This is a genomic window from Micromonospora sp. LOL_014 (genome assembly GCF_048060245.1).
In the GTDB taxonomy this organism is placed as follows: domain Bacteria; phylum Actinomycetota; class Actinomycetes; order Mycobacteriales; family Micromonosporaceae; genus Micromonospora_E.
Map to the genome: position 1 here is coordinate 94244 of NZ_JBHMIP010000019.1, position 11897 is coordinate 106140.

An 11897-nucleotide genomic window follows, 5' to 3' on the forward strand; every position below is an offset into this window, starting at 1 on the left:
AGCCTTCATGTCCGTGCATGGGTGGCGGGTTGCCTCGGGGTGACGGGAGGGGTGAGGGTGCCGACCTCGGTGCTCCTCGCCGTCCTCGCCGCCGCCGGGCTGCTCGCCCTCGCACCGGCGCTGGTCCGCCGGTACGACGCTACCGAGCGCCTGGTGGCGGAGCGGGCGCAGTCGACGGCGCGGGTGCTGCAACGCCGCCGCCGTCGTCGCACCGTGCCCGGGAAACGGCCGGTCAACCCGCCCCGCCGGCTTACCGTGCGCCGCGCTGCCGGTCCGGAAGGTGGTACGGCGCCCGACGCCGAGTCGTTCAACGATCCGTCCGCTCCGCTGCCGGCCGGCGGTCGGCCAGGCGCCGGTCGACGGGGTGGCCGGCTGCGGCTCGTCCCGACTGCCGGTGTCCGACCGCGCCGTGCCCCAGCCCGTCGGCACACCCCGGCAGTGGTTCGCCGCCGGCGGGTCTTCGCCGCCTTGCTGCTGCTCAACCTGGTCGAGCTGATCGGGGTGCTGGTGGTCGGCCCCGGCTTCTGGATCAGCTTCGCGGTCACTGCGGTGCTGCTCGCCGTGTACCTGGTGCATCTGCGCAACCGGGCGATCGCCGACCGCCGTCGCCGCCGGCACCGCGCCCGGGAAGCGGCCTGGCTGGCCGCCCGGCAGGCCGAGGTGCGCCGTGAGCAGGCCCGACGGGCCGCTGCCCGCCGGGAGCAGCAGCGCCGGCTCGCCGCCCAGCGGGAGGTGATGCGTCGCGCCGCGATGGGCCTGGACCGGCCGCGTGACCTGCCGGCGGCGGCCAGCGGTGGGGTCGGCGGGTCGGTCTCCTACCGCCGCACGGGCGGACTGCGGGGCCGTGCCTACGAGGCCGGCCGCAGCTACGACGGCCGGTCCTGACCGGCGTCGAGGTGTGGTGGGAGCCGGGGTGCGTGCCGGGTAGACCCGCGCGCCCGGGCGGGATCGATTCGCGCGTCGGGTGCCCGACCTGTTAGCCTTGTCGCCGGTCCACTGCTGGTCTGGCAGCGGATCACCCGATTCTGGGGCTGTGGCGCAGTCCGGTAGCGCACCTCGTTCGCATCGAGGGGGTCAGGGGTTCGAATCCCCTCAGCTCCACATAATCTATGCCCTGACCAGCGACAACGCCAGTCAGGGCATACGTCTTTCTATGCAATCTCAAATCACCCCCCGGAACCCCCACAGGGAGTCGTACGACTCCCAGCAGCTTCAGGATCAAGGAGCGGGCTGAGGGCGGCAATGCGGCTGCGTACGACCGCAAGGTCGCAGACGGCGGCGAGCAGTTCCTTGAAGCGGGCCGCGCGCTGCTCCGAGCGAGTGCTCACCCCGACGATCGGCGGCGTTTTGACCCCGCCAGTCGCGGACGACGGTCGGCTGGCCCGCCACGAAGACGCAGTCGATGCGGAAGTTCTCGCTGACCAGCCGCTCACGCACCCGTTACTCTATCCGGGCGCGCTCCTCGGCGTCGTAGCCGAAGAACTCAATGGAGGGCATCAGACTCCCTCCCCGATTCGTTCAACGTGTTGGCGCTGCGCCCAGGCAGCGGAGCGTAGTGTTCCGACGCCGCCGGCAAGGAAGAACGCGGCGAGCACGAACCAGCCGCCGACGCCCCAGTCAACCAGCAGCACCGTCGGCAGACCGGGCGCCAGTATCAGCGCCCCGGACTGTGCCATGCCGAGCATGCCTTGATATTCGCCGTGGGCGTCGTCGGGGGCCAGCGCGACCGAAAGGCCGAAGCCGCTGCTGACGAAGCCGAGCTCGCCAGCGACGTGGACGGCCGCTGCGACCGCAAGTACGGCGACGACCACGGTGCCCGACCGGTGATAGGAGGCCGCGAAGACGAGGCACGACACCGCGAGCGCCAAGCCCGACCAGAGCCCCATCCGGGCCGCCGTCGCAACCCGGTCGGCGTGCCGGACCGCACGCCGTTGCGGGGCGACGCCGGCGCCGGCGTCGCCGCCGATGAGCACGCCGATGATCCAGCGGGGCGCGCGCCGGTGTGCGCGCTGATCCACAGCGGCAGCACCACGTCCAGCAGGGCCCAGCTGAGGGCCAGCATGCCGTTGAAGCCGCAGATGGCGAGGAAGGGCCGGTCACGTACCGCCAGAGCCTTGCGCCGGACTTTCCGGTCCCGAAGCGACGCCACGTGCGGGACGTGGGTCAGCAGCAGGGTGAAGCAGAAGCAGGCGGCGCCGTAGCCGAAAACGAGGGACACGTACGCGGGGCGGTTGTCGAGGGACCGGACCAGCGCACCGAGCAGCGCGCCGACCACCATCCCGCTCTGTGTCAGCGAGCGGGCCGTGGCGAGGCTGTTCAGCCGCTGCTCGCCGCTGGTTAGGCCGGCGATGAGGGCGATCCGAAAGGCCGGTGCCGTGCGTTCCGCGCCGACGGCCAGACAGGTGATCGCGGCGAGGCCCCAGAACTGCCGCGTGAAAGCGAACGAGCAGACGGCGAGCCTTTGCACCGCACCGATCACCATCAGCGTCTCGCGTGCACCGAGCCGGTCGGCGAGATATCCGGCCGGTCCGCCGAGGACAAGGCCCACGACGCCCGCGACCGTGATGCCGATCGCGAACTCGGTCGTGGAGAGGCCCGCGAACCGCGTCAGGAACATTGCCCAGCAGGTGAACCACGCCCTACGGCCAAGGGAGAGGACCCTCGCCGCCAGGTAGAGGGGAGGCGAGCGGACGCCGAATGTCACCGTTCGCATGCCCAGGGCGATCCGGACGGGTGGGCGTCGTTCTGGTCATGCCCTGCGCGCCGCCGATTCGTCGTCGCGAGGGGCTGCCAGCAGGACCGACAGCGCGTCGGCGTCGGCCCCATCGAATACCTTGATGAAGCCGTTCTGCCCGATGATCCGGGCGCCGCGGAAGGCCTCGGCACGCTCGGCGGTGGTCGCCGGCGTAGCTCTGCGCCAAACAGGTTGCGGCAGCCATTCGGATGTCGCTATAGCGCTCTGCCTTCGAGGCATCAGTTTCCGCGCTGTATTGGTGCTGGCCCGGCGTGGCCTCACCCATCTGCTCGAACATCTCGTGCTGCATCCGCTCGGCGCCGCCGACTACCACTACAACGGCACCACCGGTAGCGTGGTGACTCACTTTCACCTGTCGGGCTCCGTCGACGACATCACCACCTTTTTGACCGGGGTGTGCAGGTCGTTGCGGGAACTGCCGGTGCACCGCCTGGACACCCGAAAAGGCAATCCTGGACACCGAGTGGGCCGGCCGGACGGCTGCCGCCACCGACCAGTTGCCGCTGTGGCGCTACGGCGCGCGGGACTACGGGCTGGGTGCGTTCGCTGAGCTCGGACTGCCTGCGATCACCGCCGAGGACCTGCAGGAGTGGGCGGCCCGGTACTTCACCCGGGAGAACGCGGTGCTCTGGCTGGCCGGTACCGAGTTGCCGCCAGATCTGCGGCTGGAGTTGCCGTCCGGGACCCGGATGCCGGCTCCTGCTGCCTCGTCGGCGCTGGCAGGTACGCCGGCGTTCTTCTACGGGCCGGGTCGGGCGACCGCAATGGACGCGGTGGTGCCCGCCGGGGCGGCTGCGCGGGTGCTCAACGATGTCGTCGAGCGGGAACTGTACCGGGCGCTGCGGCAGCGGGACGGCCTGTCTTACACGACCGCCACCAGCTACGAGCCACGAGGTGATGGCAATGCGGTGGTCACCGCCCTCACGGACGCCCCCAACGGCAAGGAAGACGCGGTTCTCGGCGGCTTCGTCGACGTACTGGCCAGGATCCGGGTGGGTCGGATCGACGAAGCGGACGTGGCTGCCGTCGTCGGCAGGGCCACCGATGCGTTGTCCAGCGTGGAAGCGGACGGTGCGCGGCTGCCGTCGATCGCGTTCAACCTGCTCACCGGCCGTCCGGTGCGGTCCAGCGACGACCTGACCCGGCAGTTGAAGGAGGTTACCGTCGAGTCGGTGCATGCGGTGGCAACCACCGCGCACGCGTCGTCGCTGCTGATGACGCCCCGTGGCCGGAGCGCCGACTGGGCCGGTTTCACCCGGGCCGAGCCGGGCCTGGTGGGGTTGCTTTCCGGCACCAGCCACCGTGGACTGGGCGGGCTGGACGGCCAGCAGCTGATCGTCGGGGCGGAGGAGGTCAGCCTCGTCGCCGGGGCCCGGGCAGTCCGGGCAGGCGGTATCGGTGCGCTACGACCGTTGTGCGGCGATGCTGGCCTGGCCGGACGGTGGCCGTCAGCTCATCGGGGACGACGGCGTCAGCCTGCAGTTGGAACCAACGGTTTACGAGGGTGCCACCGCTGATCTGGCCGACGCCGCAGTCCCGGCCGGGCGGCATCCCCGGGCGGGCGTCGCCGGCGGTGGGGCGACCGCCCGGTTTCAAAGCCTGGGCAGCGGCCAGCAGTTAAAGGTCGGGGCACTGGGGCTGATCACGCTCGTCGTCGGGGTCGCCGTGCTCAGCCTGACCATCGCTATGATCGTCGGAGCGGTTGACTTCCGGGTGCTGAGCGCGCTCGACAGTTGGATGATCGCCGGCTACCTGGGCCGGGCGTTTCTGAAGGCCTGGATCGAGGGCAGCTGAGGGGCCAAATCTGAGATCCCGCTCCGTGAGCGTCTAGCGCGATTTACCCTGGTCGTGCACCGGGCGTCAACCGAGACGGACATCGTGGTCAGGGATGAACTTCGAGACAGCTGTCCTGGTCATCGGTACGACGGTTGACGCCCTCGGTGTGCTGATCATCCTTACCGGCCTAGTCGTTGGCACGGTGCTCTACCTGCGTGGCGCGTTTCGTGAGCGGAACATGCGGGGGACCTACCGCCGGTACCGGCAGGACATTGGCCGGGCGATCCTGCTCGGGCTGGAGTTTCTTGTCGCCGGGGACATCATCCGTACCGTGGCGATCTCGCCGACCTTCCAGAGCGTCGGCGTGCTGGCAATGATCGTCGCGGTGCGTACCTTCCTCAGTTTCTCCCTGGAGGTCGAGCTGGACGGCCGGTGGCCGTGGGGCCGGCGACGTCGCACCGGCGACGACGCCACGGCGATGGATCCACAGGCATGACCGGCGGCATCGCGGGTATGGGATGCGGTACGGCGAAACTCAGTGCCGCCCCCCGGCGCCGACGACGTCCGTGAGGAGGAACGATGGTTGCCAAGCGGGAGAAGGCCGATAAGCACCAGCAGGCCGAGCAGATGCGCGACGACGTGCCCAGCACGATCGCCCGCTCCGACGACAAGGCCGTACGGACCTACAAGAAGACCCTGGAGTCGGCCGAGGAGAGCTACGACGATCCGGCGCGGGCGCACCGTGCGGCGTACGCCTCGTTGAAACACAGCCACGAGAAGGTCGGCGACCACTGGCAGCCAAAGGACAGCCTGGGCCCGTCCGATCCACAGGCGGCCCAGGGCACGCCCCGGTCGCTGCGCCAGCCCCGGGAGACCGCCCAGGGGGTCGACGCCAACGCCAGCAAAGGCCACCTCGACGACGTGGCGCGCCAGGTAGGCATCGACCACCCGCAGGACATGAACAAGGACGACCTGGTCAAGGCAATTGAGAAGGCGAACGCGCGGGCGACCGCGAAGGCCCGTAGGAAGTGACCGCCTGACACACCTGAAACGTCCGCGACTGACCGCGTAACCCGGTCCCGGCTACAGCCGGGATCGGGTCACGCGTCCTTGCGGGTGGTCCGAGGGGCGCGGGCCGCCATCCCGGAATTCTTCCGGACCGGGCTCCAGCGCGTCCTCTTCCAGAATGCCAATCTCGGCTGCCCCGTTCGGCGATTGTGGCCAATATTCGGCCAGCGGTGCGGTGAATCTTGTCGTATCGGCCTTGATGGTTCACCGGGGCAAGGCAACACCAAAGAAGCGTGCCGGATCGGTACTTGTGATGCTCGTAGCGCGGCGGGCCACCGGAGGCTGCGCAATCCCTCGACGTCCCCAGGGAACTCGTCCAGTACGTCAGCCGACTGCTCGCCACCCACCGCCGCGCCCTCGGCACCCGCACCGGCACCCGCGCCCTGACCTGCTTCCGCCAGGCGTTGTTCGTGCTCGTCTGGTTCCGCAAAGGCGACGACGTCACCCTGCTCGGCACCGCCTTCGGCATCTCCCGGGCAACCGCCTACCGCTACCTCACCGAGGGCGTCACGGTCCTCGCTTCCCGGGCCGAGGACCTGCACACCGCCCTTCGCCGGGTCGCCGCCGACGGCTGGCCCCACGTCATCCTCGACGGCAAACTGTTCGACTGCGACCGACTGGCCGAGACCACCCGGTCGATCAAGGGCGAGACAATCGACGCCTGGTACTCCGGAAAGCACTGTGGATCTTCACCCGGCGGCGGTGCGCCTCGGCCCGGACCGCGTCGATCCGGGCGCGGTTGCCGTTGACGAGCACGACCCAGGTCCGCGCCTGGTGCGGGTCACGGCGGCGTTCTGCATGTTCAACTGCTACGTGGACGGACTCGGTACGGTGCTGCCGGCCGACCCGGGCGTCTACGCCGAGCGGGCAAAGCAGGTGGTCGCCAACGGATACGGCGGTTGACCCTGCGTACGCGTCACCCGGTCACTGCGGCCGCCGGCAGCTCAGTGGCTGTTGTAGGGCATGGTGGGGAACCAGCCGTAGTCGAACATCGCCGGCAGCCGGACGTCCCAGTAGACGACCATGAAGACACCGAGCGCGATCAGCAGCCCGCCGGTGACCGCGGCGGTCCGGGCCGGATCGGCGGCCAGCCAGCGGATCAGCCCGCCCCGGGTGACCATGACGAGCAGCGCGAACACCGCCGAGACAATGACGATGTTGCCCAGCGACTGCAGGACGAACGCGCCGGCGCCGTACAGCGGATTGCCGCTGTCCACCGCCCAGACGAACAGCTTGTTGAACAGCGGGTACGGCCGGCCGATCAGGAAGCCGCCGACAAGCGCACCGAGGGTAACCACCCGGGCCACCGGGCGGCGGGCGAACGGATCCGGCAGTACGCCGAGCGCGGCGAGCCCGAGGTAGGCGAAGGCCAGCCCGATCAGCCCGAATACCACCATGGACTGAATCAGGCGTACCGGCAGCCCGCCGACCGAGCCAGTGGACAGCTGCGGCAGCCGGTCGCCGAGCAGCACCCCGATGAAGCCGTACGCCCCGGCGACGGCGACCATGCCGAGGGTGAGCCAGCCGATCGGCCGCAGCAGGCTGCGCAGCCCGGCGCGGATCGCCGCGCCGCCGCTGGCCTGGCTCATCGGACCGATCGACGCGGCCATCGCCACGTTGCAGGCGGTAAAGGTGCCGGCCAGCCCGGTCACGAAGGCGAACACCAGGCCGGCGACGGTACCGCCGATCGCGGTCGCCTTGGCGTCGTGGCCGAGCAGTGCGTTCGCGACGTTGTCACCGATCACGTGGTCGACGAAGTCGTATGACCAGAGCACCGCGAGCAGCACTCCGGCCGCGGCGCCGAGCAGCGCGATCCGGGTCCGGGCGACCGGGGCCGGATAGCCGGACACCGGTGGGATGGTCTGGGGCTGTGGAGATCCACTCCTGGAGATAGTCATGCGCCGATCATTTGTGTGGCGGACGCTGCTGTCCTCTCAGATCTTGCCCGCATTGTGCCGGTCGATGCGCATGACGCCCAAGACGGCAATCCGCGACAACTCCGCGACACCGGCAACGGCCAGGATTGAGCCATGCCGGTCACCTCGGACCAGTGGCGGTGCGCCGCCACCTCCGCTCCAGACGTGCTACGCCGGTCGACACCGTCGCCGAGATGAACCGGCGGGTGCTGCCACAGTTCACCGAGCGCGACGTGCCGGCGTTGGCGGCCCGGTTGCGCGCTGACGTCGCGGAGCTGACCCGGCTGGCCGACGCGGCCGACCCGGATCATGAGGTGAGCTGGCTCGGCGCCGCCCAGCTGCCGGTCGCCGGCCTCTACTCCCATCTGCTCAACGAGATGAACATCCACGCCTGGGACATCGCCCGGCCCGGTCCGCGCCGGGCGGATCTCGGTGACCTTCCACCCGCGTACCGGTGGCCAGGCCAGACCACCCTGGCCCTGGTCGACGGCCGGGTCCTGCTGGAGCCGGTCGACCCGAGGCCGGACGTGCGGCTGCGCTACGACCCGGGGGATCCCTCACCGGTCGTTTAGCACGAAGAACGGCACCCCGGTGGCGCCCAGCCGGCGGGCGGCCCTGGCATCGGCGACGCCGAGCAGGTGGTCCACGGCGACGGGTACGCCGCCGAGGTTGACGGGCGCGGTTCAGGCCGACCTCGACGGCGAGCCGGACCAGGGTCTGTGGATCGTCCAGCACTGCGGCTTCGGTCAGGTGCGCCCGTATCAGCCGCTCGTGCAACGGCCCGCCGAGCCCGTTCGCCGAGGCGAACTGCTCCAACGCGGTGTGTAGCCGTCGCTTGCCGATGTAGCACCACGGGCAGACCACGTCGGACCACACGTCGATCCGCACCAGTGGGTCGGTGGCGGCGTCGGCCCGGCCGCCGGTCGTTGAGGTCGTCATTGTCACCTTCCAGGCCCGGGTTGGTCCCGCCGAGGCCAACTGGTGCCGCGTCGCCGCCGGGGGCAACGTGCGAGACGCCCTCGTCGGTGACATCCCTTGGCACACATTTTGGGGTACTGCCCAGTAGCAGGTGGAGCGGCCGGCGCCCGGCTGACACGATGACGGCGCATCAGGTGGGTGTGCGTTGACCGACTGAGCCACGTGCACCGAGTGGTTTATCGACTGCGGTAAGCGAGAACCGGGCCTGAAGTTGGAACAACCGGGCCGAAGCAGGCAGCAACCGGGGCGAAGCAAGCAGAGAATGGACTGCCGAATGAGCAGTCGAGCCGGGCAACGTACCTTCTGTGGAGACTGCCAGCATCATCAGCGTTGCCCGTACGGAACCCGGCCTGGCAGCCGGCGCCGACCCCGACCTGATCGGTGGGCTCCGGCCCGACGCCCGGGCCCTGCAGCTCGACCGGTACGGCCGGGTGGTGCGCGTCTCGGCCGGCCTGACCCGGTGGATCGGCTGGTCGGGCGCGCAGCTTGCCGGACGTCCGTTCGAGCTGGTGCTGCACCCGGACCGGCGGGCCTGGTTCCGCCACCGGTTCAGCATCCTGCTGACCGACGCCTACCCGCACTTCGTCGGCCTGGCCGAGGTGACCACCACCGGCGGCCGCCTCGCCTCCAGCCACATCACCGCCGTGGCGGTACGCGGGACGGAGCCGCCGGCCGACTCGGTGCTGATGCTGCTCACCCCGGAGAACCGGGTACGCCGCCCGCAGCTGACCGAGGTAGGTGCCCGGGTGCTGGAAGGGCTGGCCGGCGGCGCCTCGACCGCCGAACTGGCCGCCAGTCTGCACCTGAGCCGCAAGGGCGTCGAGTACCACGTGACCGCGCTGCTGCGCCAGGCGCGGGTCACCAACCGGACCGCGTTGGTCGCCTGGGCGTACCACTGCGGGGTCTTGGTGCCCGGCAGCTGGCCACCCCGGCTGGCACCCGAGGCCCGGGAACACGTCCGGCCGCGCGCCCGGACCTCAGCCGCCGCCCAGCACGCCTAGGCCGGCAGCGCCGACGGCCGGCCAGCCGCAGTGTCGGCCCGGCTCAGCGTCGGCCGGGCGGCGCCAGCGGTGAATAGCGAATCCTCGGCGCCGGAGTTTGTTTCGCTCGGGTCTGCTTCGGTCTGATCTGTTCCGGGTGTGCCTGTTCCGCGCGCGTGTGGATCTGCTCCGGGTGGCGGGCCGCCCGGAGCCGCATCAGCAACCAGACGCCGAGGCCGCCGAGCAAGGCCCCCATCAGGACCGCCAGCACCAGCCGCACCGTGCCGCCGAAGACGATCTGTCCGAGCGCCGCCCCGACGATCCATCGGGCGCCCCACGCACCGACCGTCGACTCCGTGACCGAACTGGTGTCCGCTGCAACCGGCATGACCGCCTCCCCTGACCACCGTATCGATCCTTGGCGTTCCCGTGCGGAGTCAGCCGAAACCGTGTCGGCAACTTGACGGCGGTCACACCCCTGCCGGCCGGACTATCCGGCCGTACCGTAGATGTTGTCCTTCAAGGAACGGACCTGGGCAAACTGGTCGCGGATCAGCGCGGTGGCGGCCTGCTGCACGCGTACCGAAAATTCGTCCTCCCGGAACCGGCGCAGGCTGCCCGGCACGATCCGCACCGTCCAGTCCCGCATGCCGCAGACCTCGATCTGCACCGAACCATCGTCGGAGCGGCCTTCGGCGACGATGCCGCCCCGGGCCGATTGGTAGTCGACGTCGCGCGGCCCGACCGGCGGGTCCTCGCCGGACACCGCAGTGCCGAGCGCCTCGCTGACCGCCGCCCAGTACGCCTTCATCCTGCCCGCCCACAACAGCCGGCCCAGCCCGGCCAGTTGCTGCTCGACATAGCGTTCGTCCAGCCACTGGTAGCGGCCAGCGGCGAAGGTGACCCGTACGCAGTCGCGGCCGCGCAGCTCACCGGAGATCGCGCCGCCCGGCGCGTCCGCGGTCACGTGCATGTTGTCGAGCCGATCTGCCAGCAGTCCCACGATCCGTTCCCCCAGTCCTTGTCGTCGTCGAAGTGGGCGTGTAGATAGTCGAGGTGTCCGGTCGCCGTCAGGTCGAGTAGCCCATGAACAGCGGCCCGGTCACGTTGGACTGGGTCGCGTCGGCCAGCGCCGGCCGTTTCGCGACGAAGCTGTTTCGCTGCTGCGCCACGGCCTGGCAGCAACTGGTGAGCGCGTCGGCAATCTTCTGCTCCTGCTCGGCGATATAACCGTGCAGCAGCCGGATGGCATCGCGCATCGAGTCGACGACCGCCTGCGCCGTCTCACCCTGGAACCGGACCGCCGGCGGGTCATCGGGCACCCCGGCAGCCGCCACCTGCGACGAGGCCCCGACAGCGGTCAACCCCAGCGAGAGCCCGAAGCTGACCGGGGCGAGCGCCACACCGGCCACCGCCGCCACCGACGAGACCACGGTGAAGGTCATCACCCACTCGTTCTTGCCGCAGTCGTCCATCCGGTCCAGCGCGGTGATCGTGTCGTGGGCGATCTTGTCGATGTCGTCGCGCGCCCGGACCCAGATCTCCCGCTCCGCGTCCAGCGCGGCCCGGAGAACCGCGATCCCCATGAACTGGTTGTGAACGATCGACGGGAACGGGGAGATGAAGTTGCTCTTGAACTCCATGGCTGCCCGGCCTGTCCAGCTCTCGATGTGACTCTCCGCGTCGAGCATCTCGTCGAGCCGCGGGTTCGCCGGATAGATGTTGCCACTGATCGGGTCCTCCGACACCGATCCCGATGACAGTTCCTCGATGGAGCGTCGGAGCTCGTTGAGCCGACCGTCGAACGCTGCTGGGTCGGGCATCTCGGCGAACGCCTGGAACAGCTCTGGAATGTCGCCGAACATCTGCTCGACCCGCTGGCGGGTCTCCTGCTCACCTTGCCACGGTGCCAGTTGCGGTTCACCGGCCAGGGCTGCCGGACGAGCCCCGGAGTCGGTCAGCGCCTTCAACGTCGCCTGCTGCTGGATCTCGTACGCGTGCTGCATCAGGTTGTCAAAGCTCATCCGATGTCGGCCCTCGGCTCGCCGTTGACCTCCAACAACCGAGCGAACTCACTGGCCGCCTCGTAGTCGGCACGGGCGTACTCGACGGTGGCGACGCAGAGCGCGTCCGCCGTCGCCTCGATGTTGTCGGCCGTGTCGTGGCAGATCTTCGTCAGGATGTCGTGCAGCTCGACCCACGGTTGGTAGGCCGGACCGTACGGCACCCCGGGCAGGTTGCCCGAGCGGACGAATGCCCCGGCGACGCCGATGGCGGCAGCATCGAGGGCGTCACCGGCCGCCGAGTAGACCGCCGCCACGGTGGGAAGATTGTCCCGGCCGGCACGCCAGAGCCCGTACAGGTCCGCGCCCAACCTGGTGCCGCTGTTGGGCTCACTGTTCGTCACGTGATCCTCCATCTGCC

The 11897-nt window shown here is 70.0% G+C and carries 16 protein-coding genes, 1 tRNA gene and 2 pseudogenes; 11 read left to right on the forward strand and 8 right to left on the reverse strand.

Annotation, left to right across the window (positions count from 1 at the left end; all coding sequences use genetic code 11):
* Positions 1 to 57: 57 nt before the first annotated feature.
* Together ACFHW1_RS17935 and ACFHW1_RS17940 are read left to right on the forward strand one after the other, a co-directional pair.
* Positions 58 to 885, forward strand: coding sequence for a hypothetical protein (locus tag ACFHW1_RS17935; RefSeq protein WP_416568447.1), 828 nt, complete (start codon positions 58 to 60; stop codon positions 883 to 885).
* 142 nt (positions 886 to 1027) lie between these two features.
* A tRNA-Ala gene (locus tag ACFHW1_RS17940) sits at positions 1028 to 1101 on the forward strand.
* Between the two features lie 395 nt (positions 1102 to 1496).
* Here ACFHW1_RS17940 and ACFHW1_RS17945 read toward each other — a convergent pair.
* Both ACFHW1_RS17945 and ACFHW1_RS17950 read right to left on the reverse strand, forming a co-directional pair.
* Complete coding sequence (locus ACFHW1_RS17945) at positions 1497 to 1676, reverse strand: hypothetical protein (protein ID WP_416568426.1); 180 nt, start codon at positions 1674 to 1676, stop codon at positions 1497 to 1499.
* Entirely contained in the window at positions 1655 to 2617 is a 963-nt protein-coding gene (locus tag ACFHW1_RS17950; RefSeq protein WP_416615735.1) for an MFS transporter, read from the reverse strand. Before ACFHW1_RS17950 ends, ACFHW1_RS17945 begins: the two co-directional genes overlap by 22 nt.
* 220 nt (positions 2618 to 2837) lie before the next feature.
* Here ACFHW1_RS17950 and ACFHW1_RS17955 point away from each other — a divergent pair, with 220 nt between their 5' ends.
* The 7 genes and pseudogenes from ACFHW1_RS17955 to ACFHW1_RS17985 all read left to right on the forward strand — a co-directional run bounded on the left by ACFHW1_RS17955 (position 2838) and on the right by ACFHW1_RS17985 (position 6502).
* Positions 2838 to 3305: a hypothetical protein gene (locus tag ACFHW1_RS17955; protein WP_416615737.1), complete on the forward strand. Its 468-nt coding sequence runs from the start codon at positions 2838 to 2840 to the stop codon at positions 3303 to 3305.
* Complete coding sequence (locus tag ACFHW1_RS17960) at positions 3253 to 4272, forward strand: hypothetical protein (protein ID WP_416615738.1); 1020 nt, start codon at positions 3253 to 3255, stop codon at positions 4270 to 4272. Before ACFHW1_RS17955 ends, ACFHW1_RS17960 begins: the two co-directional genes overlap by 53 nt.
* Complete coding sequence (locus tag ACFHW1_RS17965) at positions 4238 to 4549, forward strand: hypothetical protein (protein WP_416557564.1); 312 nt, start codon at positions 4238 to 4240, stop codon at positions 4547 to 4549. The genes ACFHW1_RS17960 and ACFHW1_RS17965 overlap by 35 nt, the downstream gene beginning before the upstream one ends.
* 94 nt (positions 4550 to 4643) lie before the next feature.
* Positions 4644 to 5027, forward strand: a complete 384-nt coding sequence (locus ACFHW1_RS17970) for a DUF1622 domain-containing protein (RefSeq protein ID WP_416615739.1) — start codon at positions 4644 to 4646, stop codon at positions 5025 to 5027.
* A gap of 83 nt (positions 5028 to 5110) precedes the next feature.
* Positions 5111 to 5563 carry a ChaB family protein gene (locus ACFHW1_RS17975; protein WP_416557562.1) on the forward strand — a complete coding sequence of 151 codons (453 nt, stop codon included), beginning with the start codon at positions 5111 to 5113 and terminating at the stop codon, positions 5561 to 5563.
* Between the two features lie 419 nt (positions 5564 to 5982).
* Positions 5983 to 6117, forward strand: a pseudogene (locus ACFHW1_RS17980) (transposase family protein); the annotation flags it as partial.
* Between the two features lie 256 nt (positions 6118 to 6373).
* The gene (locus tag ACFHW1_RS17985; protein ID WP_416615740.1) at positions 6374 to 6502 is read left to right on the forward strand and encodes a hypothetical protein; all 129 of its coding nucleotides are present in this window, start codon (positions 6374 to 6376) and stop codon (positions 6500 to 6502) included.
* 41 nt (positions 6503 to 6543) lie between these two features.
* On the opposite strand, the gene ACFHW1_RS17990 is transcribed toward ACFHW1_RS17985, so the two are convergent.
* On the reverse strand, positions 6544 to 7449 hold the full coding sequence (locus ACFHW1_RS17990; protein WP_416557592.1) for a hypothetical protein: 906 nt from the start codon (positions 7447 to 7449) through the stop codon (positions 6544 to 6546).
* A 260-nt stretch (positions 7450 to 7709) separates the two neighbouring features.
* Between ACFHW1_RS17990 and ACFHW1_RS17995 the strand changes: the two genes are divergently transcribed.
* On the forward strand, positions 7710 to 8087 hold the full coding sequence (locus ACFHW1_RS17995; protein ID WP_416615764.1) for a hypothetical protein: 378 nt from the start codon (positions 7710 to 7712) through the stop codon (positions 8085 to 8087).
* A 232-nt stretch (positions 8088 to 8319) separates the two neighbouring features.
* On the opposite strand, the pseudogene ACFHW1_RS18000 reads toward ACFHW1_RS17995, so the two are convergent.
* Positions 8320 to 8403 (reverse strand): annotated as a pseudogene (locus ACFHW1_RS18000) (DsbA family protein); the annotation flags it as partial.
* A 395-nt stretch (positions 8404 to 8798) separates the two neighbouring features.
* On the opposite strand from ACFHW1_RS18000, the gene ACFHW1_RS18005 reads away from it, so the two are divergent.
* Positions 8799 to 9494: a LuxR C-terminal-related transcriptional regulator gene (locus ACFHW1_RS18005; RefSeq protein ID WP_416615742.1), complete on the forward strand. Its 696-nt coding sequence runs from the start codon at positions 8799 to 8801 to the stop codon at positions 9492 to 9494.
* 43 nt (positions 9495 to 9537) lie between these two features.
* Here the strand turns inward: ACFHW1_RS18005 and ACFHW1_RS18010 are convergent, their stop codons facing one another.
* The 4 genes from ACFHW1_RS18010 to ACFHW1_RS18025 all read right to left on the reverse strand — a co-directional run bounded on the left by ACFHW1_RS18010 (position 9538) and on the right by ACFHW1_RS18025 (position 11880).
* The gene (locus ACFHW1_RS18010) at positions 9538 to 9861 is read right to left on the reverse strand and encodes a hypothetical protein (RefSeq protein WP_416557272.1); all 324 of its coding nucleotides are present in this window, start codon (positions 9859 to 9861) and stop codon (positions 9538 to 9540) included.
* Positions 9862 to 9963: 102 nt separating this feature from the next.
* The gene (locus ACFHW1_RS18015) at positions 9964 to 10476 is read right to left on the reverse strand and encodes a hypothetical protein (protein ID WP_416557271.1); all 513 of its coding nucleotides are present in this window, start codon (positions 10474 to 10476) and stop codon (positions 9964 to 9966) included.
* A gap of 67 nt (positions 10477 to 10543) precedes the next feature.
* Positions 10544 to 11497 (reverse strand): hypothetical protein, encoded by a 954-nt coding sequence (locus ACFHW1_RS18020; RefSeq protein WP_416557270.1) that lies wholly within the window; start codon positions 11495 to 11497, stop codon positions 10544 to 10546.
* Complete coding sequence (locus tag ACFHW1_RS18025) at positions 11494 to 11880, reverse strand: hypothetical protein (protein ID WP_416615743.1); 387 nt, start codon at positions 11878 to 11880, stop codon at positions 11494 to 11496. The genes ACFHW1_RS18020 and ACFHW1_RS18025 overlap by 4 nt, the downstream gene beginning before the upstream one ends.
* Between the last annotated feature and the right edge of the window lie 17 nt (positions 11881 to 11897).

What these genes read in the sequence shown, in the direction of transcription:
- ACFHW1_RS17970 (WP_416615739.1), top strand. Translation starts at nt 4,644, where the DNA reads ATGAACTTCGAGACAGCTGTCCTGGTCATCGGTACGACGGTTGACGCC.
- ACFHW1_RS17975 (WP_416557562.1), top strand. Translation starts at nt 5,111, where the DNA reads ATGGTTGCCAAGCGGGAGAAGGCCGATAAGCACCAGCAGGCCGAGCAG.
- ACFHW1_RS17945 (WP_416568426.1), bottom strand. Translation starts at nt 1,676, where the DNA reads ATGGCACAGTCCGGGGCGCTGATACTGGCGCCCGGTCTGCCGACGGTG.
- ACFHW1_RS18020 (WP_416557270.1), bottom strand. Translation starts at nt 11,497, where the DNA reads ATGAGCTTTGACAACCTGATGCAGCACGCGTACGAGATCCAGCAGCAG.
- ACFHW1_RS17995 (WP_416615764.1), top strand. Translation starts at nt 7,710, where the DNA reads ATGAACCGGCGGGTGCTGCCACAGTTCACCGAGCGCGACGTGCCGGCG.
- ACFHW1_RS17950 (WP_416615735.1), bottom strand. Translation starts at nt 2,617, where the DNA reads ATGTTCCTGACGCGGTTCGCGGGCCTCTCCACGACCGAGTTCGCGATC.
- ACFHW1_RS18010 (WP_416557272.1), bottom strand. Translation starts at nt 9,861, where the DNA reads ATGCCGGTTGCAGCGGACACCAGTTCGGTCACGGAGTCGACGGTCGGT.
- ACFHW1_RS17955 (WP_416615737.1), top strand. Translation starts at nt 2,838, where the DNA reads ATGAAGCCGTTCTGCCCGATGATCCGGGCGCCGCGGAAGGCCTCGGCA.